Source organism: Chryseobacterium cupriresistens (genome assembly GCF_046614675.1).
In the GTDB taxonomy this organism is placed as follows: domain Bacteria; phylum Bacteroidota; class Bacteroidia; order Flavobacteriales; family Weeksellaceae; genus Chryseobacterium; species Chryseobacterium cupriresistens.
In genome coordinates, this window is the sequence record NZ_JBKKJT010000002.1 from 804,197 (window position 1) to 827,794 (window position 23,598).

The window sequence follows — 23,598 nt, forward strand, 5'->3', positions numbered from 1 at the left end:
CACAATTCATGATGAAAATTAAAATATTTACAGCGGGTTGCCTTATTTCCGGGCTTTCTTTTTTCTGCGGGCAAAACCTTGAATTTAAAGATAAAAACTTTGAAAAAGCAGTGCTGGAAAATTTTGATCTGAATAGAAACGGAATACTTGAATCTCCGGAAGCAGGTAGGGTTACCAATCTGTTCCTGGTTCAGAAAGGAATTACTTCTGTAGAAGATCTGTCACTTTTTAAAAACGTGAAAATGGTTGTTCTCGATGATAATAGAATTTCCAGCATTGTACTTAATGATTTGTCTCAGCTTGAATTATTTTCATGTACGGGATGCAAAATTTCTTCATTCAAAGCCGAAAACCTTAAAAATTTAAGTTCATTATATCTCGATAATAATTTGTTGGAAAGTATTTCGCTGATGGAGATTCCGAAAATTGATCAATTAACATTATCTTTAAATCAATTAAAAATAATAAATCTGCTTCAGTTTAAAGTATTAAGAAAGCTGAATGTACAGCATAACAAGCTTCAGAAAATTGATATTTCCGGCAACCCGGCTTTACAAACCCTTAATATCATGGGGAATAAGATAAGAGAAACAGATATAAAGAAGGGTGCTAAAACTAACGTAACCATTTTTGGAGCTGAAGAATAGACTAATATTATGATGATAGAAACAGAACGACTGATTTTAAGAAAACTCGAAGATGAAGATTTTGAACGCATATTTTTGCTGGATTCCAATCCTGAAGTTATGAAATACATTGGTGTACCGGCTTTGACGGATATCAATGAATCAAAAAAGGTCATCAGCATGATTCAGAAACAGTATGAGGAGAATGGAGTAGGAAGGCTTGGAGTAGTAGAAAAAGAGAGCGGACTTCTGATAGGATGGAGCGGCTTGAAACTGCTTACCCATGAAACCAATGGTTATAAAAATGTGCTGGAACTGGGATATCGTTTTCTGCCGGAATCATGGGGAAAAGGATATGCTGTGGAATCCGGAAAAGCTTCTCTGGATTATGGTTTTAATGATTTAAATGCAGAAGTCATTTATGCCTATGCCCATTCTGAACATGATGCTTCCAATCATATTCTAAGAAAATTAGGTTTTGAAAAAACCGACGAGTTTGAAGAACCCGACGGAATCTGTTTCTGGTATGAACTGAAGCGTGAAAAATACAGTAAAAAATGATAACAATACGAAAAGAAGAAAAAGAAGATCATCAAAAGGTCTTTCAGCTGACGGAAGAAGCTTTCAGAGAAATGGAATACAGTAATCATCAGGAACAGTTTCTGGTAGAAAAACTAAGACGTTCAGAAGCTTTCATCCCGGAATTATCATTGGTGGCCGAAGATGAAAAGGGTAGAATTGCAGGACATATTCTGTTTACTAAAATTAAAATTGTCAATGAAGAAAAATCGTTTGAATCCCTTGCACTGGCACCTGTTTCCGTAAAACCTGAGTTCCAGAATCAGGGAATCGGAACGAAACTGATTCTGGAAGGACATCGAATTGCCAAAGAATTAGGATATGAATCTGTAATCCTTATCGGACATGAAAAATATTATCCGCGCTTTGGTTACAAAAAAACAAGTAATTTTGGAATTTCTTTTCCATTTGATATTCCGGAAGAAAACGGAATGGCTGTAGAATTGGTAAAAGACGGATTAAAAGATAAAAAAGGAGTGGTAAAATACCCTCATGAATTTGGAATAGACTAAAAAATATAAATAATGCAGACACAAAAAGTAATAGATCATATTGTAAGCTGGTTAAAGGATTATGCTACAAATGCTAAAGTAAACGGATATGTAATCGGAGTTTCCGGAGGTGTAGATTCCGGAGTAGTTTCTACTTTAGCAGCAATGACAGGCATGAAAACATTACTAATCGGAATGCCGATCCGTCAGAAAGCTGATCAGGTAGATCGTGCACAGGATCATATGAATGATCTTAAATCCAGATTTCCCAATGTAGAAACAATATCTGTAAATCTGACCCCGGCCTTTGAAGAGATCTATAAAACCTTCCATGTAAATGATGAGGTGTATCCCAATGAGAATTTGACTTTTGCCAACACAAGAGCACGTCTCAGAATGCTTACACTTTATTATTACGGACAGCTGAACGGGCTTCTTGTTTGTGGAACAGGAAACAAAGTAGAAGATTTCGGAATTGGATTTTATACAAAATATGGAGATGGTGGGGTAGATGTTTCACCTATTGCAGATCTTTATAAAACTGAAGTATATGAACTTGCTAAAGGATTAAATCTTATCAAAAGCATTCAGGAGGCTATTCCTACCGATGGACTTTGGGATACGGAAAGAACAGATGAACAACAGATTGGTGCAAGTTATCCGGAACTGGAAAAAATCCAGAAAGAATACGGAACGAAAACGGCTGAAGATTACGAAGGGAGAGATAAGGAAGTGTTCCTGATCTTCGACAGAATGCATAAAGCTGCCAGACATAAGATGGATCCTATCCCGGTTTGCGATATTCCTGAAGAATGGAGAGCATAACAATACTATTCATTGGTAAGCTGACTAATACATCATATAGTAAATAATAGTTATGAACGGAAAAATAAGATCTGTATTTTTTATATGTCTGGGACTCCTTTTCGGAATGTCTGTAATGTATGTCTACAGAAACTTTATTGAAAATAAGAAAGATCGGTCAGATTCTGTAAAAAAAGAAGCAGTGAGTTACGGAAGTACTTCTTCCGATGGAAGTTCATCTGGTCAGGTTTCTATAGATCAGCTTACAGAGGAGAAAATGGTAATCAGCTATGTAAAGCAAAATCATAAGCTTCCGGATTATTATATCACTAAAAAAGAAGCAAGGAAACAAGGTTGGAATCCTTCTCAAGGAAATCTTTGTGATGTACTACCTGGAAAAGCTATCGGCGGAGATCAATTCGGAAACAGGGAAGGACGTTTGCCATATGGAGAAAAGTACTTTGAAGCAGATGTAAACTATCATTGTGGTGGAAGAAATGCTGACCGTATCATCTACACTCAAAATGGTGACGTTTATCTTACCAAAAACCATTATAAAAGTTTTGAAAAACAATAATGTGTAAATAGCATCAGGTCATTGCGAGGAACGAAGTGACGAAGCAATCTCTAAAATAACTACAGATGAAAGCAGGTTTTGTCTACATTATGACGAATAAAAATCATACTACTCTTTACACAGGAGTGACTTCAAATCTGCCTAAACGTGTTCAACAGCATAAAGAATCATATTATTCTCAAAGCTTTACTTCAAGATATAATTTATATATATTGGTATACTGGGAATCCTTTCAGGAAATAGGTGATGCTAAATATAGAGAAAAACAAATAAAAGCAGGTTCCAGGCAAAAGAAACTGGATTTAATCAATAGTATAAACCCTGATTGGAATGATCTTGCGGAGGATGTTGAAGATATTATGGATGTTTTCTGAGATTGCTTCGTCGCTAAGCTTCTCGCAATGGCTAGTGCATAATTTGTATTTAAGGGGTGATAAGTCGTAATTTTGAAAAATAAAATATTGTATGAGTGGCTCTGAAAAGATCCGCAAAAAATGCAAGACTTTTTTAATCAATAAAAATTGGAAATTTAATTCAATATGAAGACAGTATATATAGATTTTACGGACATAGGTGACTATGAAGATTTTTACGCCCAGCTCAAGGAGAAAATTCAGCTTCCTGAGCATTTTGGGGATAATCTTGATGCCCTTTTTGATACCATCACCGGTAGTCTGGAAATGCCGCTCCATTTAGAATTCGTCAACATGACTGTAGATCAGCTGGAAATTTTTGAAGACCTGCTGACTACTCTGGAAGATGCGGAAGAAGAAGTTGAAGAATTTAGTTTTAGCTACTATCTTGAGCAGTACGAAGACGAAGATGATGATGTAGAATCTGAAGAAGAATAAAAAATAAAGGTTGTCCCAATACAGGAGACAGCCTTTTTTATGCTGATCCTTATTCTATAGTATTCAAATCTTTATTCCTTATCATACAAACCTAACAGGTTTTCAAAACCTGTTAGGTTTCTTATTTTATTTCACTGTAACGTTTATTCAGGATGAGCCGATGTGAACTTTTTGCTTCGCAGCCTGTAAAAGCTTCAAACTTGAACAGGGTTTAAAATATTAAGTTTACTTTAGTTAAAAATCTCATCTTTTGGTCAATTTGCTATCTCGCTTTAGTTACAAAAACGTCGAATCAAAATAAAAAGGAAGCAGATCTTTCACGGCATGCACTTTTACAACCTCCTCATTCATGCTAGAGAAATAAAGGTCGATATTTTCATTCTGCTTGGTCTCGTACTCAATTAAACTCTGGCGGCATGCTCCACATGGAGGAATTGGTGGGTTTTTCTCATGAAACTCTTTCGGACCTCCTACTACAAAGATCTTTTTTATTTTCACATCCGGAAAGTTGGCAGCTACCCAAAAAACAGTCGTTCTTTCTGCACACAATCCTGACGGATAGGCTGCATTCTCCTGATTGTTCCCGGAATAGATTTCTCCGTTTTCCAGTAATACGGAACATCCTACCAAAAATTGAGAATAAGGTGCATAAGCATTCTCACGAGCTTCTTTGGCTCTTTCAAATAATTGTTTTTCTATATCGCTCAGCTCACTGCTATTTTTAAAATATTCGTAACCGATCTGTATGTCTTTTTTCATATATTGTCAACTAAAAAAGGGGGGTAAAATTAGTTCTTTTTAATGAAGTGGGCAATATTTATTCTTCCCCTGAAAAGTTCAATTTTTTAATGGTTAAAAATGTTATACACACCGATAAAATTCAGAAATATAGAGTTGAAAAACAGATGGGTAATGTCACCCATGTGTATGTATTCATGTGAAAACGGAGAGGCTAACGACTTCCATTTTGTACACTACGGAAGCAGATCGCAGGGCGGTACAGGTCTTTTGATGGTAGAAGCGACAGGAGTAGAACCCAAAGGAAGAATTACCAATCACTGCATGGGAATCTGGAATGATGAACAGGCAGCGAAACTGCAAAGAATCGTAGAATTTGTACACAAAAATTCAGAAAGTAAAATAGGAATCCAGCTGGCTCATGCCGGAAGAAAAGGATCAACATGGAATAATATACAGATTCCTGTGGAAGAAGGTTGGGAAACTGTAGCTCCAAGCCCTATTCCTTATCACCCTACGGAAAGAATTCCTCATGTACTGGGTACAGATGAGGTAAAGGAGATTGTTCAGAATTTTAAAAAAGCAGCCCGAAGAGCTGTAAAAGCAGGATTTGATATCATCGAAATTCATGGAGCTCACGGATATTTGATCCATCAGTTTCTGTCGCCGCTTTCCAATATCCGAACGGATGAATATGGAGGCAGTTTTGAAAACAGAATCAGATTTCTGATCGAAATTGTAGATGCTGTTAATGAAGAACTGGACGAAAATACTGCCCTTTTTGTAAGGATTTCAGGAACGGAATATGCTGACAATGGCTGGGATATTCAGAGTAGTGTAGCGCTGGCAAAAATTTTAAAAGAGCATTCCGTAGACCTTGTAGATGTATCCAGCGGTGGAAATATTCATGGAGCGAAAATTCCGGTTTTCGATGGTTATCAGGTTCCTTTTTCTTCGCAGGTGAGAAATGAGGCTGAAGTGAAGACAGGTGCGGTAGGATTGATTACCAGGGTAGAACAAGCCGAAGAAATCCTTCAGCAAGGGGATGCTGATCTTATTTTCGTAGCACGGGAGATTCTTAGAAATCCTTATATTGCTGTTCAGGGATCTTTTGAAATGAAAGAAGACTGCTTTTTTCCGCATCAGTATACCAGAGCCAAAATCTCTTCTTAGTGAACCCAATAATCTGAAAACCACAGGAATGAATATTGATGATTTCATGCTTACCTGCCCCAGTAAAAAATTCCTTGGGGTAGAATGTCTGGGATGTGGTGCTCAGAGAGCGATTCTATTGGTATTTGAAGGGAAGTTTTCGGAAGCGTTTCAAATGTATCCGGCTGTATACACTTTATTATTATTCTTTTTGATCCTTGGGGTAAGTTTTATCGATAGAAAAAGAAAATACAGTAAAATTTTAATGATTATGGTGGTCGTTAACCTGATTATTATGGTAATCGGGTATATGTACAAACATTGTTAATTATTAGAATCAACGGTAACCGTTTGATTATTAGCTGATTTTGTGTTTTGATCTTCTTTGGTGTTATGTGGAAAAATTTTAATAAAAAATATAATTTATTAGATTAAAATTCCTGTATTGTTTTGTTGTGTAGAATTTTAAAATGTCGTAGAACTACTACAATTTATGAAACAGTGCCTTAAAAACTTTTTAAATTAGAACATGAACTTTATCTTTGTTATATAAATCCTATAGCAGGGATCTCGTTAATGATTAAAATTTAAGAATATGGCAGGAAATTCAAGAGGAATCTTAAAATTCAATGGAGGTGAAGGTCAGAAGTTGTTAAAGCTTAACTATAGTGTGTCAAGATCTACAGATGTTTCAGGACGTGTAGCATCTGACCCGTCAAACGCATTGATCAAAGTAACAATTGAAGCAACAGAAAAATCTGATGTTTTAGAAAGTTTATTAAACAGTAAATACAAACCGACTAGCGGAGAAATCAATTTTAATAAATCTCACGAAGAAGGAACATTGATCTCTCTGAAATGGGAAAACGGATATGTAATCCAGCATGAAGTAGACTTTGATGCCATTGATAGCAATAATATGCTGATCAGCTTTGTAGTAAGTGCTGAAAGCATCACATATGGAAACTCATCTTATGACGGACTTTGGCCGATGAGCTAAGTCTTTCATGAGCCAGAAATAAAAGACTGTCCTTACAAGACGGTCTTTTTTTACCTAGGACTATATTCTGCAGGATTTTTGTTTTTAATTTTTAAACTCTCTTTCTGTTGAATAATCGTTTAAAAAACAAATCAAATCACTAAAAATATGTCAAATACACCTGGAAACTCACAAGCGGCGTCTTTTCGTCCGACGCAGAATGCAGATGGTATTTCCGAAAACCATCACACAGGTATCAACCGTCTGGTAAAGCTTTCTCTTGTCATAGAAGGGAAAATTATCAAGTACTACAAGCATTTCAAGCTTAAACAAAGTACCAGACGACATCACGAATTTACACTGACACTGGCACACGATACCCTGGGAGACAGACAGACCCACTCACTGGAGGAAGCTAATAAATTTCTCGGAAAAAGACTTACGGCGGTTATTTCCTATAAAGATATAGATAACAGTCCGGAACGAACTTTTGTGGGGGTGATTACCGGAGTAGGATTCAGTCAGGAGCATATGAGCCTGGGAAATATTGTACTTACAGGGTACAGTCCGACCATCCTTCTTGACGGAGCACCGCACATCCAGAGTTTTGGAGGAAGCCAGCCGGTTAATATCGGAATTATTGCAGAAGAAGTGATCAAACAGGGGATTGATAAAAGCCGTTTTGATATCAGGGTAGATGCCAATAATTTTTCTCAGATCATCTATAGCAGCCAGTATGATGAAACCCATTATAACTATCTGGCAAGAATGGCTGAAGCGTATGGTGAACAATTCTACTACGATGGTGAAGTTTTACATTTCGGAAAACTGCCCGCTCAGAATAAACCTATTACCCTTACGTACGGAAGCAGCGCCAACGAAATTAAAGTTGAGCTGAAAGCGGTACACACCAAACCACAATTCTACGGTTATAACAGTAATAAAAATGAAAAGCTGACTTCAGGGTCTACACCCATCAAACACGTAAGTGATCTTGCAAAAACAGCATACAGTCATAACGACACTATTTATAAGACTCCGGCTCTGCAGATTGCTCCCATTAAAGCAACTACACATCTGGATGTGGAATACTCGCAGAAAAGTGCTTCAGGAAGTGAAGCGGTGAATGTTTTTTCTGTTTCAGGAAATACAACGGTTCCTTTCCTTCACCCGGGGTGCGTAGCAGACGTCCAGATGCGTAAACAGGATTCCAATGAAACCTCTTATTTCACAAGAATCATGATTACAGAATCAGAACATGAAATTGACACCATTGGTCATTATAAAGGAAGCTTCGTAGGAATAGCAGCAGATACAGGGTTTCTTCCAAAGCCGGAATACACCATTCCGAAGGCCGAGCCACAGACTGCCACTGTAATTTCCAATACAGATCCGGAAGGACAAGGAAGAATCCAGGTAAGATTTGACTGGCAGACCAATGATACCACTCATTTTATCCGTATGATGAGCCCTGATGCCGGAGGAACAGATCAGATTACCCAAAACCGTGGATACGTAGCTATTCCGGAAGTGGGGGATCAGGTGATGGTTAATTTTGTGCACAGCCATCCGGACAGACCTTTTGTAATGGGAGGAATGTTCCATGGTGGAGTAGCGTTGGGAGGTGGTGTAAACAATCACCTTAAGTCTATTCAAACCAGAAGCGGAATCAGGATCCTGATGAATGATGAAGAAGGAAGTGTAACGATCCTTGACCCAAGCGGTAATACCTATTATATGGACGGACAGGGAAATATCAGTATGAAAGCACCTAAAAACTTTACATTGAATGCGGGTGACAATATCAATATCACCGCTGGAAAAGAAATTTCTATAGGTGCAGGAGCAAGTATTACCAGTACCGCAAACGATAATATTGTTTCCATCGCAGGAAAAGATATGAAACTTACGGCTTCGGGAGATATTACGGAAACTTCCGACACCAGAACGGAAATGATTGAAAAAGAATTCAAAAGACAATCTGAAACCTCCAATGAAATTGCAGGTGAAATTTCCATGTTCAGCGAGCTGGAAAATATGACCATGCAAAGCGGAAAGATTGTAGAATTCAACAGTGCTGAAAAATCAAAACTCTTCTGATATGGCGATCATCAAAACAGCAACTAACCTGCGCATAACGGTTAAAGATTCTTACCATCTGAGCGTAGGAAAAAAGGTTGAGAAAATAGCAAAGAAAATCAATGTGGAAGCCCATAGAGATAACCTGGTTTTAGCAAGTAACAAGAAGATTATGTCCCATGGCCATAAGTAAATATAACCTGCTGATTCTTTTTATATGGTGTTTTTCATTAACGAATTGTCAGAATAAAAAAATGGAAGAAAAATACAGCTGGCTGGGAACCGTTTCCGCCCCGGAGGAATATCCGATGGAAGTCTATGAAGGTGCTATTGTTGCCGATGGTTTTACCTACAGCTTTGATGCCATCTGGGGAACACAGAATACAGGCTGGGGTAAAGAAGGCGGTACCATGAACGTTAATACCGAAAGCATGAGTGCGCCCCATAAACTGGAATTTACATGGTATTCTTTGGTAGAAAATAAATTCTACACCGGAAAATGGGACCTGGATAAAGAAAAGATCAAAAAACTTTTGGATGAGGGGTTTGTAGACCAGGACACAAAAAAGAAAGCCACTTACAATTCCTTTGTGGTAGGATTAGCTCCACAAGGAAGAGTTGTGCTTTGGATGAAAGGTCCGGGAAACCAGAAAGAAGTAGGTGCTTTTCAGGCTCATGATACCATTATCACCAAAGAAAAAGCATACGATAATGCTCAGTATATGCTGAATGAAGGCTTTGCAGAAAGAATGTTGAAAGATCCGTCTTATAAGACATTCAAGCCGGAAATTCGTGAGAAAATTGAAAAAGAAGGCTATCCGCCAGCAGATATTTATAACGTTTATCGGGAAAGATACAGCTGGAAACCTTCCGTGATTCTCCCTGAAGGAGCCGCCTGGATAGATTTTGGTTTTACCAGTTACAACGGTGAGCAGGAAAATTTTTTTGACCAGAGCTTAAAAGAGAATACTTACAAAAGCAGAGCTATCCCAAAATTCTGTGGTTTTTACTGGAAAGATAAAAACAACAACAGATATGCAGTATGGATAGACGCTTTTGATGATAAAGAAATATTTGATTTGTTTCAGAAATCAGGAAAAGACAAAAATATCAATCTTACCATTAAAGTAAACGAAGACAATACAAAGGTTTTGGTCTCTTTAGAATCTGAAAAAGAAAAACTGGCAGTTACCAAAGCAAAAATCAGGGTATCCCGAAAGATAGAATGATAATATTCACTCAGTCAATTTAAAAACAAGAACGATGCACAACAATCAATTTGGAAGTTATACACCATCTGTATCCAAAGAGGAAGTACTGGATATTACCATTGGGATTTTTTTTGACGGAACCCTGAATAATAAAACCAATACAGAGGAAAGAAAAAAGGGAACAGATGCCCATAAAAAACATGGTGGTGGAGCTAAAGACAATACCAGTTATAATAATGACTGGAGTAATGTAGCCCGCATGTGGGATAACTATGATAAAAACTTCGGAATTTATATAGAAGGTATCGGTACATTGGATAAAGAAGGAGATGCAACGCTCGGATACGCTTTCGGGACCGGAGAAACCGGGATCAGATCAAAAGTGAGAAAAGGCTGCGAAGAAATTGTAAAAAAGGTGAAAACCATTAAAGCAGAAAAGAAAGCCGATAAGATTGCTGTTCTTACTTTCGATGTATTCGGATTCAGCCGTGGAGCTGCTGCAGCACGTAATTTTGTATACGAAATCGGAAAAGCAAAATATAAAGCCAGTTCACGCACCGTCGCAAATGAAGCTGTTTCAGTGACCACCTATTCAGATGATGATGGAAAAAATGTTGATTCTGAAGAACTTCCAAAATGGGGACATCTTGGCCTTAAGCTTGAAGAAGCAGGATTAAAGGTAGATGTTTTAAAAGTAAGATTTCTTGGAATCTACGATACCGTTTCTTCCTATTCAAAATATCTGTCACCAGTTCCCAATTTCAGCAATGATGTAGAAGAATTAAGCCTGAATGAAATCGGAAAAGCCCAGACTGTAGTTCACTTCATCGCAGAAAATGAGCATAGAGAAAACTTTGACCTGACAAGGGTACATATCGGAACTGAAAAAACTTTTCCGGGTGTACACTGCGACGTGGGTGGTGCCTATGAAAACGGACAGGAAACGTGGGAGGAAGTGGAAACATCCTGGACAACCAGTTCCAAATTAGAAGCATTAAAAGCAGAACTCGTATCAGAAGGTTGGTATGAAAAAGATATGCTTACCATTACCCCCGGATTCTATTTATCATTGAGAGGGTCCCGTTACCTGCTGAAAACTTACAGCTATATTCCTCTACATTTTATGGCTGAATACGGCATTGAGAAAAATCTTCCTATCACCTTGAAAAAAATGACTGATGATAAATATTCCATTTTGAATGATCAGTTTTTAATAGGAATAAAAGACCGTCTCAGAACTTATGTGATGGGAAATGGCAAACCTTATGCCTTCAAACATTTTAAAGCGCTGCGTGATGCTTATGGTGGAAACGAAGTCCCGGAAGACCGTCAGGATGCTTATCAGAAAGAAGTAAAAGAACAGAACGATTTGAGATTCCTTCGTCTTCATTACCTTCACTGGTCAGCAAGAAGAGAAAAAATAGGTATGGATCCGAGACCGAACAGAACAAGAGTTATCCATTAAATATTTAAATAAGAGTATTATACCAAGAAAGAAATTGAAGCAGGAACATTTATGCAGAAATATAATATACATACCGTTCAGAAAGATGAAACTTTAAAAAGTATAGCCTCGCTGTACGGGCTGGATAAAGATGCATTAAAACTCTTCCATAATAACCACTGTGCTGTGAAAGATATGATCCTGATCAATCTTAACGGGCAGAAAGAGCTTTTTGTTCCGAGAACAGCGGTTGCTGATCAAAAGAGTCTGGTTAAATTCGGAAAAGGAAACAGCCTTACTCTTCAGCCTGAAAACAAAGTGCGAAGATACAGTGTCGTTATTACCATTGAAAAAGGAGAATCGAAAAACGAATTAAAATATGAAACATCAGTTCGCTGGCTGAAAACAGAAAAAGGGCATCATTTTTTTGAGATAGACAGAACATCAAAACTCTATCTCAACGAAGAAGAAGTGAATGAAATTGCAGATCTGCTCGCTTACAGAACCTCCGGGATCTTATATCCTTTACAGATCAGTACAGATGAACATGGAAGGTTTGAAACCGTAGAAAATGCAGAGGTATTTTCCAAAAGATGGCCAGCTGTAAAAGAAGAACTCTATAAAGAATTTGATGGCGAAACGGTAGACGAATACTGCGGAAAGATTGAAAAAGTGATCAGCCAGCCCGAAGCAATCAATCTGTATATTAAAAATGATTATTTCATCCGCTCATTATTTTTTGGAATATATCAGCGTTTCGGAAATGAATATAGAACTGAGATGACAGAAACCTTTCCGGTAACAGATAATGCCATTGAACCTGCATATAAACTGACACTGGAAACAGATCCGGTGAAAGGAGAAACCGGCCTGATTACCATAGAAGGATATGGAAAGTTATATGACGAAAGAAATATTGATGATTTTATAAGAAAATCACCTTTTTCATTGATTATAGAAGATCATCCTGTGATGAATGAAGAAGGAACTTTCAGACTCATAAGCTATCTGAAAGGAGAAACTTCACTTCCGGAATCTCTTTACCTGGAATGCAGTATCATGCTGCAGGAAAAGAAAAAGATTTCAGTATCAGTTTCAGGAATTGATGAAAACTAAATTACCATTTCACTAAAGATAAAATTAATATGGCAGAAAAACATATTGTAGTACAGGGCGCCCTATGCAAATGCCAGTTCGGACAGGCTCCGGACAAGCTCAAAGTACTTACACACCAAAAAGAATATGCCAATGATAAAAGCGCTTCCAAAAAACTGATCGTTACTACGAAAGAAATAGGAGCAGCCACATTTGAAAAAAACACATTCGGAAACTGTACCAAAATGGGAGGTCCGCCTCCACCATGTAAAATTATGGTTACAGAATGGCAGAATTTTTATGATAAAGTACAGCTCAGCAATGGCGGATATATCATTGTGGAAGACAGCAAAGCCGTGTGTGCTGTTGCCGGAACGCCATGCATCGAAATTATAGACCACGGGCAAAGAGCAGAAGCCAGCCAGCAGAACTTTAAAAATGCCGACAAAGACGTTCAGCAGCAGATCAATCCGCTGGTAGATTCCGAAGAAATGTATAACGACCAGCCTTCAGGAGGAGGGCAGGATGGTGCAATCTAAATGATAAGAAAATGGCAAAAGGCGTAAAAAAAATAAAAGTTGTAAGCGGATTGTATTACCCCAAAATGTCTGTATTAGGGCAAAGGATTACCATAAAACCGGATCAGTGGGTGCAGTTTGGTGTAGACGAATGGCTGCCGGGCACCACAGATGCCGACAAAAAGAAACCTCTTACCTGGATGAGGCAGAACAGTAGCAAAAAAATTATCATCAATCAGATAACCTCTGCTACAGGATATAAATTTTTAATTGGTAAGCAGTACTGCGGAAGCTATCAGTTTTATATTGAAGCCAGTCTTTCAGGAGTAAGAGACCCTAAAGGTAATACAGGACTATTTGTAAAAGGCTGGTGTGAGCCCAAAATTGTAAGCAGCAAATGGTCTACCCAGAAGAACAGCAAAAGCATCAAAAACAATAAAAAAAACGAATACATTTCCTATGGGCATATCGTTCATCTGAACCTCGTGACGGAAGGACTCAATGGAAATACAGTCAGCATTGAATTGTGGAATCAGCAGTCCGCAAAAGCAGATAAACTGGTGCATACCTATAACAATGTACAGGTAATAGACGGTGAAGTGAATCTGAAAATAGAAAATACCTTTGCCTGGATGGCTTATGTGGACAATATTCAGAATGTAGAGGAGTTCTATGTTAAAGTAAAAGATGTTGCATCCAAAAAATACATTAAAGACAAGCTTGGAGATGACCTTCATGCCATCTATCTGAATGTAAAAAATAAAGTAGTTACTACCAATACCAACGGAGCCCAGAACCAGACACCAACTAAAGTGTATAAGCCGGATGTAAATTCCGTCAGACTGGAACCTTGTAAGTTTGAAGTGATCAAAATCACAGAAAGTGAAATAAAAGACGGAAAGGCTAATAATACAACCGTTAAAGTTTTTGATAATGGTAATGGTATAAAGCAAATACAGTCACCGGCGCTTCAGGAACATATTAAAAGAACCATCTTTTATAAATTCGATTCTACAGAAATTGATAAAGATGGAGTCGCCATCCTGAATAATGTACTCAAATTCCTTTTAGAACATAAAGATGCCACCATGAATCTGAGTGGCTACGCTTGTGTAATCGGAAAGCAGAATTACAATAAAGGTCTTTCCCAGAGAAGAGCGGATGTTGTCAAAAAATTCTTTGCAGACGGTGGATTAGATCCAAGAAGAATCATCTCTGTGGGAAAAGGAGAAGTAGATCCTACTGACGATAAAAAAGGAAGAGATAATATAAAATATAAAAATGAGAAAGACTACGAAAATAACCGTAGAGTAGACATCTCATTTGTATTCAATGCCCATGATGCACAAACGGTTAACTATGAAGTGACAGCACCTAGTGTATCCATGAAGAAAGATATAACGATTGATGTTACCGGTTTTCAAACCAATGAATGCTTCAGAGACAGCAAAGGGAAACATAAAAAACAGGTCCTGATGGTAGATGTAGGGCAGGCAATAGATAAAGGAGATACTGTAAAGACATTTACCACACCATCATTTAATTATGGAGTATACTCAGATCTATCACAATTCAATGCTTTTCCTATACAATATATCTGGCCGATGTGGATCACTCCCAATCAATTCCATCTTCACGCACATACATGCAGGTATTTTAGCAATGAAAAGAGAACAACCGTATTAATCAAAGCTTACCCGGACATTAAATGGACACTTACTTTCTTCGTTAATCTTACCAATGAACTGAGTGTGAAATGGCAGAACCAGCCAGCGGCAAAACATAAAGACCTACAGGCTAAAGCCGGTAAAATAGGTGCTGAAAGAAGATGGAAACAAAAGGATGCTTCCTTCGGATTCAGCCTGAAAAGTGAATGGGAAAAGAATAGAAGCGGCAGTTTTCAGAAAAGTAAGGAAGTTAAAGGAGAATACGAGAGAAAATTCAAAAAGCTTTATGATCTTTTCGGATCAATGGGAGCAATGTCTGACGGTATTACCAACAAAACTAAAGGACAGGTTAGAAATATAGGTTTTAAAGGTCTTCCGGTAACTTTCGCAATCAAGCCTCCTAATATTAATCTAAAAGGTGAATGGTTTTTAGAAAGAGCCAAACAGAAAAATACCGAAATAGAAAGATTAGGAACAAAGGTTGATATATCTTTTAATGCAGAACCCCTGATAGGATTAGAAGTTACAATAGACCTCCTTTGTACAGCTGTAGGACTGGTGGCAGGAGCCGTGAGTGGAGGAACCGCAGCACCAGGTGCTGTAAGGTTGTATGGAGTGATCAAAGACCAGATGAATACAGGAGTTGAGTTTGGGAATGATGATTTCGGAGCTAAACTGAGTTCAGATGTTTACATTGATCTTGTTATTTCAAGTGAAATCAAAACATCAATTGGTTTTTCATTCAATACTGTAAGCGAAAAAAGTGATAAGCAAGGAAAAATAGAAGCTAAAAATACCCTTAAAATTGAATTAAAAGCAGGGGTTTGGGCAAAAGCAGAAGCCAATCTTGTCATTGTGAAAGTAGAAGGATATTTTGAAATGAGCGGAAAGGGATCAGCTTCCATTACATTCGGGCATGGTGTGAAATTTGATGATAAAGGATTAAATTACCGCCCGGAATTAGGATTTGATGGACTCAACGCTGAGTATGTGATTAAAGGAAAAGTAGGAATGTCTGCAAAAAAGAAAATACCTAGAGGTGGCAGTAAAAAACCGGCAGAACTTAAAGGAAGTTCAGAAGACGAAGGTATTATCGCAGAAGGTAAATTTAACGAAATTGTACCTAAATTTGATGTCATCAAAAGTCTTGAAGAACTTTTCGGATTCAGTGCCGATATTCCGTTAATAAGAAATTAGATCATATGAAAAAGATAGTTTTAATAATTTTGTGTTTTATCATGTTTGTATCATGCCAGTCACAACAAAAGACAGATCTGGAAAAAATAGATTTTTCCAAAGGATATAAAGAAGTTCTGAAAGACACCAAATATCAGACAGAAGCAAGGGAAATTGTAACTACATTGCCTGTAGCTTATACCAAAGATGTTTCCGGATATAAATTCGGAAATATATCGTTTCCCGAACAGAAAGAAAATAATGTAAAAAACTCCACCGTAGGATTACTTATTAACAATACTACAGAAAGGCTTACTAAAGGCGTGAAAATAGAACTGGAAGATACTGCTGCAGGTAACGATCTTTTAGCCTATCTCAAATCACAATACAAAAATCCTAAAGTTCTTGCAGGAGTTCCTGCAAAGAACAGTGAAGGTAAAATATTGGGAAATGCAGCCTATGCCTGGGATCTGAAAGGTAAAACAATGGTATTGGTACAATATTATGAATACACCAATAATAAACCCAATACTTCCTCTGTTCTCTATATTGTAGACAATCAGGTGAAGACGGCAGACGGGCAGGAAACAGCAGCAGTACACCTGCTAAAAACGTATACTTCATAGCAGATTTTTATTGATGGATAATTATGATTATTATGCAGAAAAAGTAATTACGTATTTACCGTTAGTTATACTTTCTGTCATTGCAGTTATTTTACTACTTCCTAATTCTAGAAAAAGATTTTTAAGAATTCAGGCATCATTACCCACATCCAAAATAAAATCTGTGGCCATGGGGCTGGTAGAAATTCAGGGAAAACTTATTATGAAAGAACCTTTGATTTCTCCCGTTGCAAGAGAAGAATGCATAGGATATTATTATACAATTGAAGATGTAACCAGAGATAAAGAAGGGAAAAATTCTTATACAACAATTCATAGAGAAACCCAGTGCAATCTCTTTCTGATGCAGGATGATTCAGGAACCATTGAAATACATCCCGAAGGCATAGAATTGATATTCATCGAAGAAACCAATGTAAGTTATAACGGACAGAAAAGATACAAGGAAACATTGCTTAAATCCGGCCAGGAAATGCTTCTGGTGGGAGCTGCCGATTCAAGAAACGGAGAAGCTTTCATCAGAAAAGATACAGGGCATAAGCTTTTAGGAATTACCACTGTTGCAGGAATTTCAGTCTGGAATAAATACCAGCCCCTGTTGAGGTCATTTATTGTCACCTGTATCGTTATACTTATCGTAATGATTTTAATCTTATCACAATAATGAATCAAATTGTAGCAATTGTTATCGCCGTTTTTCTTATCGTGGCCATCGTGGCTTTTTTCATCAGTTTGTATAACAAGCTTGTCATGCTGAAATTCAATGTGGAAAAAGCGTATGGGAATATAGATGTTATTTTGAAGCAAAGAGCAGACGAAATTCCAAACCTTGTTAATGTTGCCAAACAGTTTATGGCACATGAAAAAGACCTGCTTACCAAACTGACAGAACTAAGAACTTCCTATAACAACACCAATGATTCCGACAGAAAAACAGAGCTTGCCAATGAGACATCAAAAGCACTTTCATCATTTTTTGCTGTTTCAGAAAACTATCCCGGCCTGCTGTCAAACAATAACTTCCTGGAACTACAGAAAAGAGTTTCCGGAATGGAAGATAAAATAGCAGACAGAAGAGAATTTTTCAATGACAGTGTAAACCTCTATAATATAGGAATTCATGAGTTTCCCAATGTTATATTGGCAAAAATGCTGGGCTATAAAGACAAAACCCTATTAGACGTTTCAAATCAGGAAAAACATTATGAAGGAGTTCAGTTTTAATACATTTTTCGGATATGAAAATATACTGATGGAAAAACCCGAAATTGTTTTGTTTGGGGCGATGCTTCTTCCTATAGGACTGATTATGGTGGTGAGTATCATAGGATGGGTGTTCAGGAAACTGAAATTCAATATGTATATCATTCAGGCAATACTGTATACCTTGCTTTTCACCTTTTTTTTTGGAACGGTTACCATGCTCATTCTTTTTTTTATAACAGATAAAAACGGAGTTAAACTTGCGTGGTGCTGGAGCGCTATTTTCCTTGGAATGTTTTGTTTTAGCATCATCAATACCAATACCATCAGTAAAATGTTTACAGACTGGTCTAAAATCATTAAAAACTAAAATTATGATACAACAACCTTATTATATGATCGACTTCAGTGCATCAGCCTGTTTGTTTGAAATAAGGATTAATGATTATCCTGTGATTCATATGAATGTTGAGGGACAGGTTGCCACCAATATTCCTATCAATTTTGCCATATTGAAAAGTGGTGTTCAGACGATATCAGCAACCATTTTACCTAATATTGGCGATGTACAGCTGCATCCTAAATCAGAACTGAAATTTAATGTCAAACTTTTTGATGTGGCTAATGATTTTGTTTTTGATAAACAGTTTGGAGACTATCATTCAGAGGCTATTGAAGACAAAAAGAAACAGGTTATCAAATATGTTGGCTCCTTTAAAGCTGAAGTTCCTTATCAGCTTTCGGCATGGCAGAACGGGAGAAACCTGCAGGATATTAAAGACAGCAGAAAAAAACTGGAGCAGGCTTATGATCATATATCAAGATTAATAAGAGAAAATAAATTTGAAGATTATAAGAAATCAATTTCCAGAAGAGAAGAAAATATGGCTGCTTCTATGTATCTGTCAAAAGCAGAATCGGAAGAACGCTTTACTGATCTTGTAAAAGATTTCAAGTCCGGATTTAAAATACAGCCTGTTTCCAAAGATGCCGTAATGTTTGTATGTGCAGAGAATAGAGTTGCCTTTTTAAAAAAAATAAACGGAGAGTCTGCTTTATATCTGGAAAATCCTGAAACAGGAGAAGAACTGATGCTTGATATTTCATTTTATATACCTGAAGGAAAAGAAGAATTTGAAATAATATAAGCGTTTTATATTCATGAAACAAATAGGAATTTGAAGTTAAAAAATGAATAAAAAACGTTTTCCGGATACTTGAATCCTGTTTTTTCTGTTTTATTATTGATAACCGGACACTAACATTATGAAAAATCTGAAATATGTATTAACAGCGGTAATCTGTCTGAGCTTTGCGTCATGCGACCAGCAGAAAAATAAAGAAAGTGAGTCTTTGGTTGAAACAGAAGGAAGTACTCAGACCGAACCATTCAATCTTGCTAAACTGAAAGCAGGACAAAATATCAACGATATTTTAAAATCTGCCGGAGCAACAGCAAAAGAAGCCGTCCGTACCGGTGAAGTTACCCTGATCGGAAATGAAAAGCTGGCTTTTGCTTCAAAAGAATTATTGCACTTCAACGGAATTGATCTGGAAGGAAAAAATAATAAAAATACAAACAAAGTAATTTTACATTTCGGAAAAGTAGATCAGGAAATTGGCCCGCTTGCCAATGAAAAAGAAGACGAACTGGGAATGTATCAGCTTGATATTTATACAGAGCAGGAAAAAACAGCACTTCTGGAAAGCTTAAACAAGACACTTCAGAAACCTAGTTTTGATACCATTCGGGAAGGTTTTGAATCTGAAGTTAAAGATAATGAGATCATCCGGACGCATAACAAACTCAGACAGGAAGTAGCGATCTGGAGAAGCAAAGATATGCTCTATTATTACTGCGAAACCAAAATAGATAACAGACCGGACGAATACCGCTGCAACCTCTTCGTGTTCAGAAATAAAGAATGGAAAGACCTTTTAAAAGGATCAGGATATCCGGATCTGGATAAAATTTCTGCGAATTAATTAAGATAAAATAAACAGAGAATTTAGAACATTCGCTTAGTCAAATCAGCTTGCTGATTCCTCTCTACCCTCTAAAATAAAAGATTAGAAAAATAAAATCTCTGCGTTAAAAAGATCTGCTCAATCAACAAAATCTGCTAGAGTTTAAAAAAATAAATGCCAGTCTAAAAAGACTGGCATTTTTTATATCAAATGACTATTTGAACTATTTCACTATAAACTGCATCGTCACCTGATCCAGTTTCAAAATATAAACTCCCTGGCCAAGATTTCTGGTTTTAATAGAATTTCCATTTCTGAAAGGCTGGTCAATTGTCTGAAGAGTTTTCCCCTGAAGGTTATAAATCTCGGCTTTTTTTACTTTCTGAAGATCTCCTTTTACAAAAATCTCCTGATTGGTAACAGGGTTAGGAGATATTTTAAAACTGTTGGATGTAGTTTCTGCTGCTGTATTTTGAGCCATTCTTGCTGTTGATCCTGAATAACATGTCCATGAAAGATCATCAATAGCAACTCTGTTACTTGATGAAGTATTAACCAGGCTTACCACTACATTTCCGGAAATATTGATATTATTGATAGTCGTGGTTGTAGATGAAGTACTGTAAGGAATAGTTCCTACGGTTGTTCCATTTACTTTTACATCAAAAGTACCATTGGTTCCTGAGAATTTAAGCTGTGTAGTTACTGTTAAAGAACCAATACCGTTTGCAGAACTGCCGGAAGTTAAAGAACCGTTTCTTACCGTAATTGCTTTATTGTTAATGGTCTGGTCTGTTCTTGCATCCGTTGCGCTCCAGGAAATGCCGCCATTGCTCCATGTTCTGGTTGTATAAGTAGAGTTGGCTGCAGGAATGGTTTCAAAATTTTCATTGGCACAGCTAGTACCCGGAGTAGTACCGCCAGAACTAGTAGTACCGGAAACTGTTGAACTGTTCGATGAAGAATTTCCAGCTGCATCTTTTGCTACCACGTAAAAACTGTAAGTTGTAGAAGGCGTAAGCCCTGAAATGGTTGTAGAAGTTGAACTTGTCGTAGTTTGCAGAATTCCGTTCATGTAAACATTATATCCTGTTACTCCTACATTATCGGTAGAAGCATTCCAAGCCAGAGAAATACTGCTGGAAGTTGTTCCTGAAACATTCAGACCTGTTGCTGTAGTAGGCGCCTGGGTATCACCTGAAGGCTGCTGGGAACCCCAGATAAGGTTAACATAATTTGGATTGTCGATAAACGGGTTTCTGTTCCCCTGAAAAGTATAGGAAGTATTATTTCTTTTGATCTCAGCCTGGGAAACCGGATCCTGATTGTGCCATGCCAAAAGGACATTAAGTTCCCATGTCTGTAATCCCGGGAACGCAGAACTTCCTAACATATTTCCTGACGAAAAAGAAGAAAGCTTGCTTTGATAACGGGTTACAAAATAGAAAATCATACGGGCCACATCTCCTTTAAACTCGTCAATAGGCTCAAATACCGTTCCTGAATATCCTGAAGAAGCAGATGTTCCCAGCTTGGATCCGTTCTGTGAAGTAAAAGAAGCATTTCCTACCTTTCCGAAAGGATAATTACTTCTCATTCCATTTACTTTCCCGTCTGTAGCTCTGATAAAGTGAATATCCGCAACCATTGGCGAAGCTTGATTGAATAGGCTTTGAGGAACAATATGCTCCCTGTTATAACAATTTCCTTCAGTAGAATACGTTCCACACTGATCAGATCCCGGAGTATAAGTATAAGGATCACTACCTGCTGGTCTTTCAGAATAAATATCAAGGATGGTTCCGTCATTTTCATAGTCCTTATCGATATCAGTGGTTTTATAAGCTGTCCAAAGCCCACTGTACCCTTTATCAATATGTCCGTTGGTGATAATGCTGCTTAATTCAGTTTTCAGTGCTGCACCACTAAGTCCGTTGGCAGAATTGTAGTATCCTGCAGGAGCCTGGGCGTGGGCAAGTCCCGCAAATACAGAAAATAAAATGATTTTTTTCATAATTAATATTTAATATAAAGTTTCAGCAAGAATACCACAATTTTTGTGAATAAAAAATTACAAAATTGTTAATTTTAAACACACTGTATGTAATGCATAATGAGTGATAAATGATGGATGATGAATGATGATGAACGATGAGGTTTCGTATGCGATTCAGTTTTTTATATCTTGAATTATGATTTTTCTATAATCTATCCTCAATATTGTAAATTCAATAGGATCGGGCTATAATCCAGAACGTAGACAAAGGAAGCCCAGTTTAAAATAAGACGTTTATCATCTGGCTTCAGCCAAAACTTAAATAACAGAAGACTATATCACGGCTATCTGTGTAATTCTGTGTTATCTGCAGGAAAAAACAAATAATTATCCATAAAAAAAGCCGATACCAAACGTACCGGCTATATAATGGATGACTTACATCTTATTTTCTTTGTGGCGGATAATTTTTCATAATCTCAGCCATAATTTCTGGAATCTGTCTCTGTTTTGCTTTTGGAGAATCTACAGAAATTCCGCTTCCGATACCCTGCCAAACCAATTTGTTGCTTTTTGCATCGATAAGATCAACGATCAAAGCGCCTTCATTGTAGTTGGTTGTCCATGTTCTGTTCATACCAACACCCCATCCGAATGGTCCGCCCCATCCCCACATTCCGTAAGGAGAAGAGGAATTGATATCAGTAATCTTTTTATGATTTGCTTTTACGTTGATAATCAGATCAGGGTTTTCTCCGGACTGAAGTCCTTTGCTCTGAAGCTGTCTCGACAGCTCATTCAGCACTCTGTCTTTATCAATATCATTCAGTTTTAGATCATCAATTCTTATTTTATAGGTTTTGTAAGAATTGAAATTGGCGGTTTCAGCATAATCCGAACGTACCTGAAAAGGGCTACAAGAAGTTAAGCCTAATGTAGCAGATGCCAACAAAATAAAAATATATTTTTTCATTTTATTTATTTTTTTTATCACTTTTAATGAATGTATCAGTCTTTTTATCGTACCCGTAAGGACAGTGTCTGCAGCCGCTTTTACAGCAATATCCTCTTTTCAGATGGAATTTTTCTGTAAAAACCTTGTACCCCTGTTCATTATAGTAGAAGTCTTCACCTTCTTTGATGTCATAATGGGCCATAAGTTAAATGCTAGTCAAAAAACTTTTTATATTTGTTACTATGATAATTGTATGCCAAAAGCCTTTAAAAAAATTAAAAATTAATGGCATCGCTCTCTTTCCCTTTATCTTCATTAGGAAACCCGAAGATAAGGAAAATAATGTATTGATCAATCACGAAAAAATTCATTTACGGCAGCAACTGGAAATGCTCGTTATTTTCTTCTATATTTTCTATGGTATTGAATATTATTACTGGTTTTTCAAACTGAAGGACGGTTATCTGGCTTACAGAAGAATCTCTTTTGAAAGAGAAGCCTATGCTAATGAAAACAACCTGAATTATCTCAGAAAAAGAAAATTGTGGAACTTCAGGAAATACCTTTAGAATAAGGGCATGATGCATTGGAGTTCCGGGTTACGAGATTCGGGTTCAGGCTTCTGGGTTCTGGCTTCCGATTTATTCTTTGTAATGACAGAAGTATTAAGATCTTTCACATCAAGATAACCGGAATATTTTGGCATTGCAGTACTCAAAAAAATCAAAATTCATCCGGCTTTAGATTCTGTGTTAACTTCCAAATATTTTTTATACATTTATATTTATAAAAGCGACCTTGAGTTAGCTTGCGTAGGGTGAACGTCTTTGATTTTTACCCTACTTTCTTCAAAATCTATCTGG

At 37.1% G+C, this 23,598-nt stretch carries 28 protein-coding genes; 24 read left to right on the plus strand and 4 right to left on the minus strand.

What is annotated here, in order from left to right; translation table 11 throughout:
- The first annotated feature begins 8 nt into the window (after positions 1-8).
- The 7 genes from ACLI50_RS08870 (at position 9) to ACLI50_RS08900 (ending at position 3,928) form a co-directional block, all read left to right on the plus strand.
- Positions 9-647, plus strand: coding sequence for a leucine-rich repeat domain-containing protein (locus tag ACLI50_RS08870; RefSeq protein WP_411413588.1), 639 nt, complete (start codon positions 9-11; stop codon positions 645-647).
- Between the two features lie 9 nt (positions 648-656).
- Entirely contained in the window at positions 657-1,187 is a 531-nt protein-coding gene (locus ACLI50_RS08875; RefSeq protein ID WP_202838861.1) for a GNAT family N-acetyltransferase, read from the plus strand.
- Complete coding sequence (locus ACLI50_RS08880) at positions 1,184-1,717, plus strand: GNAT family N-acetyltransferase (RefSeq protein WP_202838862.1); 534 nt, start codon at positions 1,184-1,186, stop codon at positions 1,715-1,717. Before ACLI50_RS08875 ends, ACLI50_RS08880 begins: the two co-directional genes overlap by 4 nt.
- A gap of 12 nt (positions 1,718-1,729) precedes the next feature.
- Positions 1,730-2,521: an NAD(+) synthase gene (nadE, locus tag ACLI50_RS08885; protein WP_202838863.1), complete on the plus strand. Its 792-nt coding sequence runs from the start codon at positions 1,730-1,732 to the stop codon at positions 2,519-2,521.
- A gap of 52 nt (positions 2,522-2,573) precedes the next feature.
- Positions 2,574-3,077: a ribonuclease domain-containing protein gene (locus ACLI50_RS08890; RefSeq protein ID WP_411413589.1), complete on the plus strand. Its 504-nt coding sequence runs from the start codon at positions 2,574-2,576 to the stop codon at positions 3,075-3,077.
- Between the two features lie 65 nt (positions 3,078-3,142).
- Positions 3,143-3,451 carry a GIY-YIG nuclease family protein gene (locus tag ACLI50_RS08895; protein WP_343642064.1) on the plus strand — a complete coding sequence of 103 codons (309 nt, stop codon included), beginning with the start codon at positions 3,143-3,145 and terminating at the stop codon, positions 3,449-3,451.
- A 165-nt stretch (positions 3,452-3,616) separates the two neighbouring features.
- A complete protein-coding gene (locus ACLI50_RS08900; protein WP_202838866.1) occupies positions 3,617-3,928 on the plus strand; it encodes a barstar family protein in 312 nt (103 codons plus the stop codon).
- Positions 3,929-4,204: 276 nt separating this feature from the next.
- Here ACLI50_RS08900 and ACLI50_RS08905 read toward each other — a convergent pair whose 3' ends face one another.
- Positions 4,205-4,687, minus strand: a complete 483-nt coding sequence (locus ACLI50_RS08905; RefSeq protein WP_110011371.1) for a cytidine deaminase — start codon at positions 4,685-4,687, stop codon at positions 4,205-4,207.
- A gap of 99 nt (positions 4,688-4,786) precedes the next feature.
- On the opposite strand from ACLI50_RS08905, the gene namA reads away from it, so the two are divergent.
- The 16 genes from namA (at position 4,787) to ACLI50_RS08985 (ending at position 19,802) form a co-directional block, all read left to right on the plus strand.
- A complete protein-coding gene (namA, locus tag ACLI50_RS08910) occupies positions 4,787-5,839 on the plus strand; it encodes an NADPH dehydrogenase NamA (protein WP_411413590.1) in 1,053 nt (350 codons plus the stop codon).
- A 28-nt stretch (positions 5,840-5,867) separates the two neighbouring features.
- Positions 5,868-6,146 carry a DUF2752 domain-containing protein gene (locus ACLI50_RS08915; protein ID WP_110011373.1) on the plus strand — a complete coding sequence of 93 codons (279 nt, stop codon included), beginning with the start codon at positions 5,868-5,870 and terminating at the stop codon, positions 6,144-6,146.
- A 267-nt stretch (positions 6,147-6,413) separates the two neighbouring features.
- Positions 6,414-6,818, plus strand: coding sequence for a type VI secretion system tube protein TssD (gene tssD, locus ACLI50_RS08920; RefSeq protein ID WP_002977458.1), 405 nt, complete (start codon positions 6,414-6,416; stop codon positions 6,816-6,818).
- Between the two features lie 147 nt (positions 6,819-6,965).
- Entirely contained in the window at positions 6,966-8,897 is a 1,932-nt protein-coding gene (locus ACLI50_RS08925; RefSeq protein WP_411413591.1) for a type VI secretion system Vgr family protein, read from the plus strand.
- 1 nt (position 8,898) lies between these two features.
- Positions 8,899-9,069 (plus strand): hypothetical protein, encoded by a 171-nt coding sequence (locus ACLI50_RS08930; protein WP_156106421.1) that lies wholly within the window; start codon positions 8,899-8,901, stop codon positions 9,067-9,069.
- Positions 9,070-9,130: 61 nt separating this feature from the next.
- Positions 9,131-10,105: a DUF2931 family protein gene (locus ACLI50_RS08935; protein WP_411413592.1), complete on the plus strand. Its 975-nt coding sequence runs from the start codon at positions 9,131-9,133 to the stop codon at positions 10,103-10,105.
- Positions 10,106-10,139: 34 nt separating this feature from the next.
- A complete protein-coding gene (locus ACLI50_RS08940; protein WP_395974635.1) occupies positions 10,140-11,552 on the plus strand; it encodes a T6SS phospholipase effector Tle1-like catalytic domain-containing protein in 1,413 nt (470 codons plus the stop codon).
- 51 nt (positions 11,553-11,603) lie between these two features.
- Entirely contained in the window at positions 11,604-12,647 is a 1,044-nt protein-coding gene (locus ACLI50_RS08945) for a hypothetical protein (RefSeq protein ID WP_395974633.1), read from the plus strand.
- 29 nt (positions 12,648-12,676) lie between these two features.
- Complete coding sequence (locus ACLI50_RS08950) at positions 12,677-13,165, plus strand: DUF4280 domain-containing protein (RefSeq protein WP_395974631.1); 489 nt, start codon at positions 12,677-12,679, stop codon at positions 13,163-13,165.
- Positions 13,166-13,176: 11 nt separating this feature from the next.
- Positions 13,177-16,008, plus strand: coding sequence for an OmpA family protein (locus ACLI50_RS08955; RefSeq protein WP_411413593.1), 2,832 nt, complete (start codon positions 13,177-13,179; stop codon positions 16,006-16,008).
- A gap of 5 nt (positions 16,009-16,013) precedes the next feature.
- Complete coding sequence (locus ACLI50_RS08960) at positions 16,014-16,613, plus strand: hypothetical protein (RefSeq protein WP_202838874.1); 600 nt, start codon at positions 16,014-16,016, stop codon at positions 16,611-16,613.
- 13 nt (positions 16,614-16,626) lie between these two features.
- Entirely contained in the window at positions 16,627-17,277 is a 651-nt protein-coding gene (locus ACLI50_RS08965) for a hypothetical protein (RefSeq protein ID WP_310402985.1), read from the plus strand.
- Positions 17,277-17,837, plus strand: a complete 561-nt coding sequence (locus ACLI50_RS08970; RefSeq protein ID WP_202838876.1) for a LemA family protein — start codon at positions 17,277-17,279, stop codon at positions 17,835-17,837. The genes ACLI50_RS08965 and ACLI50_RS08970 overlap by 1 nt, the downstream gene beginning before the upstream one ends.
- Positions 17,818-18,186, plus strand: coding sequence for a hypothetical protein (locus ACLI50_RS08975; protein ID WP_202838877.1), 369 nt, complete (start codon positions 17,818-17,820; stop codon positions 18,184-18,186). Before ACLI50_RS08970 ends, ACLI50_RS08975 begins: the two co-directional genes overlap by 20 nt.
- A gap of 4 nt (positions 18,187-18,190) precedes the next feature.
- Complete coding sequence (locus ACLI50_RS08980) at positions 18,191-18,964, plus strand: hypothetical protein (RefSeq protein ID WP_202838878.1); 774 nt, start codon at positions 18,191-18,193, stop codon at positions 18,962-18,964.
- Between the two features lie 118 nt (positions 18,965-19,082).
- A complete protein-coding gene (locus ACLI50_RS08985; protein ID WP_343642089.1) occupies positions 19,083-19,802 on the plus strand; it encodes a hypothetical protein in 720 nt (239 codons plus the stop codon).
- A 205-nt stretch (positions 19,803-20,007) separates the two neighbouring features.
- On the opposite strand, the gene ACLI50_RS08990 is transcribed toward ACLI50_RS08985, so the two are convergent.
- The 3 genes from ACLI50_RS08990 to ACLI50_RS09000 all read right to left on the minus strand — a co-directional run bounded on the left by ACLI50_RS08990 (position 20,008) and on the right by ACLI50_RS09000 (position 22,937).
- Positions 20,008-21,798, minus strand: a complete 1,791-nt coding sequence (locus tag ACLI50_RS08990; RefSeq protein WP_411413594.1) for an endonuclease — start codon at positions 21,796-21,798, stop codon at positions 20,008-20,010.
- Positions 21,799-22,225: 427 nt separating this feature from the next.
- Positions 22,226-22,753: a DUF4136 domain-containing protein gene (locus ACLI50_RS08995; protein ID WP_110011388.1), complete on the minus strand. Its 528-nt coding sequence runs from the start codon at positions 22,751-22,753 to the stop codon at positions 22,226-22,228.
- Between the two features lies 1 nt (position 22,754).
- The gene (locus ACLI50_RS09000) at positions 22,755-22,937 is read right to left on the minus strand and encodes a C1orf53 family protein (protein WP_047434227.1); all 183 of its coding nucleotides are present in this window, start codon (positions 22,935-22,937) and stop codon (positions 22,755-22,757) included.
- Between the two features lie 40 nt (positions 22,938-22,977).
- On the opposite strand from ACLI50_RS09000, the gene ACLI50_RS09005 reads away from it, so the two are divergent.
- Positions 22,978-23,304 carry a hypothetical protein gene (locus tag ACLI50_RS09005; protein ID WP_202838881.1) on the plus strand — a complete coding sequence of 109 codons (327 nt, stop codon included), beginning with the start codon at positions 22,978-22,980 and terminating at the stop codon, positions 23,302-23,304.
- Positions 23,305-23,598 lie beyond the last annotated feature (294 nt).

What these genes read in the sequence shown, in the direction of transcription:
- tssD (WP_002977458.1), top strand. Translation starts at nt 6,414, where the DNA reads ATGGCAGGAAATTCAAGAGGAATCTTAAAATTCAATGGAGGTGAAGGT.
- ACLI50_RS08930 (WP_156106421.1), top strand. Translation starts at nt 8,899, where the DNA reads ATGGCGATCATCAAAACAGCAACTAACCTGCGCATAACGGTTAAAGAT.
- ACLI50_RS08960 (WP_202838874.1), top strand. Translation starts at nt 16,014, where the DNA reads ATGAAAAAGATAGTTTTAATAATTTTGTGTTTTATCATGTTTGTATCA.
- ACLI50_RS08975 (WP_202838877.1), top strand. Translation starts at nt 17,818, where the DNA reads ATGAAGGAGTTCAGTTTTAATACATTTTTCGGATATGAAAATATACTG.
- ACLI50_RS08915 (WP_110011373.1), top strand. Translation starts at nt 5,868, where the DNA reads ATGAATATTGATGATTTCATGCTTACCTGCCCCAGTAAAAAATTCCTT.
- ACLI50_RS08890 (WP_411413589.1), top strand. Translation starts at nt 2,574, where the DNA reads ATGAACGGAAAAATAAGATCTGTATTTTTTATATGTCTGGGACTCCTT.
- ACLI50_RS08965 (WP_310402985.1), top strand. Translation starts at nt 16,627, where the DNA reads ATGGATAATTATGATTATTATGCAGAAAAAGTAATTACGTATTTACCG.
- ACLI50_RS08870 (WP_411413588.1), top strand. Translation starts at nt 9, where the DNA reads ATGATGAAAATTAAAATATTTACAGCGGGTTGCCTTATTTCCGGGCTT.
- namA (WP_411413590.1), top strand. Translation starts at nt 4,787, where the DNA reads ATGTTATACACACCGATAAAATTCAGAAATATAGAGTTGAAAAACAGA.
- ACLI50_RS08990 (WP_411413594.1), bottom strand. Translation starts at nt 21,798, where the DNA reads ATGAAAAAAATCATTTTATTTTCTGTATTTGCGGGACTTGCCCACGCC.
- ACLI50_RS09000 (WP_047434227.1), bottom strand. Translation starts at nt 22,937, where the DNA reads ATGGCCCATTATGACATCAAAGAAGGTGAAGACTTCTACTATAATGAA.
- ACLI50_RS08940 (WP_395974635.1), top strand. Translation starts at nt 10,140, where the DNA reads ATGCACAACAATCAATTTGGAAGTTATACACCATCTGTATCCAAAGAG.
- ACLI50_RS08905 (WP_110011371.1), bottom strand. Translation starts at nt 4,687, where the DNA reads ATGAAAAAAGACATACAGATCGGTTACGAATATTTTAAAAATAGCAGT.
- ACLI50_RS08995 (WP_110011388.1), bottom strand. Translation starts at nt 22,753, where the DNA reads ATGAAAAAATATATTTTTATTTTGTTGGCATCTGCTACATTAGGCTTA.
- ACLI50_RS08970 (WP_202838876.1), top strand. Translation starts at nt 17,277, where the DNA reads ATGAATCAAATTGTAGCAATTGTTATCGCCGTTTTTCTTATCGTGGCC.
- ACLI50_RS08945 (WP_395974633.1), top strand. Translation starts at nt 11,604, where the DNA reads ATGCAGAAATATAATATACATACCGTTCAGAAAGATGAAACTTTAAAA.
- ACLI50_RS08955 (WP_411413593.1), top strand. Translation starts at nt 13,177, where the DNA reads ATGGCAAAAGGCGTAAAAAAAATAAAAGTTGTAAGCGGATTGTATTAC.
- ACLI50_RS08895 (WP_343642064.1), top strand. Translation starts at nt 3,143, where the DNA reads ATGAAAGCAGGTTTTGTCTACATTATGACGAATAAAAATCATACTACT.
- ACLI50_RS09005 (WP_202838881.1), top strand. Translation starts at nt 22,978, where the DNA reads ATGATAATTGTATGCCAAAAGCCTTTAAAAAAATTAAAAATTAATGGC.
- ACLI50_RS08880 (WP_202838862.1), top strand. Translation starts at nt 1,184, where the DNA reads ATGATAACAATACGAAAAGAAGAAAAAGAAGATCATCAAAAGGTCTTT.
- ACLI50_RS08900 (WP_202838866.1), top strand. Translation starts at nt 3,617, where the DNA reads ATGAAGACAGTATATATAGATTTTACGGACATAGGTGACTATGAAGAT.
- ACLI50_RS08950 (WP_395974631.1), top strand. Translation starts at nt 12,677, where the DNA reads ATGGCAGAAAAACATATTGTAGTACAGGGCGCCCTATGCAAATGCCAG.
- ACLI50_RS08985 (WP_343642089.1), top strand. Translation starts at nt 19,083, where the DNA reads ATGAAAAATCTGAAATATGTATTAACAGCGGTAATCTGTCTGAGCTTT.
- ACLI50_RS08935 (WP_411413592.1), top strand. Translation starts at nt 9,131, where the DNA reads ATGGAAGAAAAATACAGCTGGCTGGGAACCGTTTCCGCCCCGGAGGAA.
- ACLI50_RS08980 (WP_202838878.1), top strand. Translation starts at nt 18,191, where the DNA reads ATGATACAACAACCTTATTATATGATCGACTTCAGTGCATCAGCCTGT.
- nadE (WP_202838863.1), top strand. Translation starts at nt 1,730, where the DNA reads ATGCAGACACAAAAAGTAATAGATCATATTGTAAGCTGGTTAAAGGAT.
- ACLI50_RS08875 (WP_202838861.1), top strand. Translation starts at nt 657, where the DNA reads ATGATGATAGAAACAGAACGACTGATTTTAAGAAAACTCGAAGATGAA.
- ACLI50_RS08925 (WP_411413591.1), top strand. Translation starts at nt 6,966, where the DNA reads ATGTCAAATACACCTGGAAACTCACAAGCGGCGTCTTTTCGTCCGACG.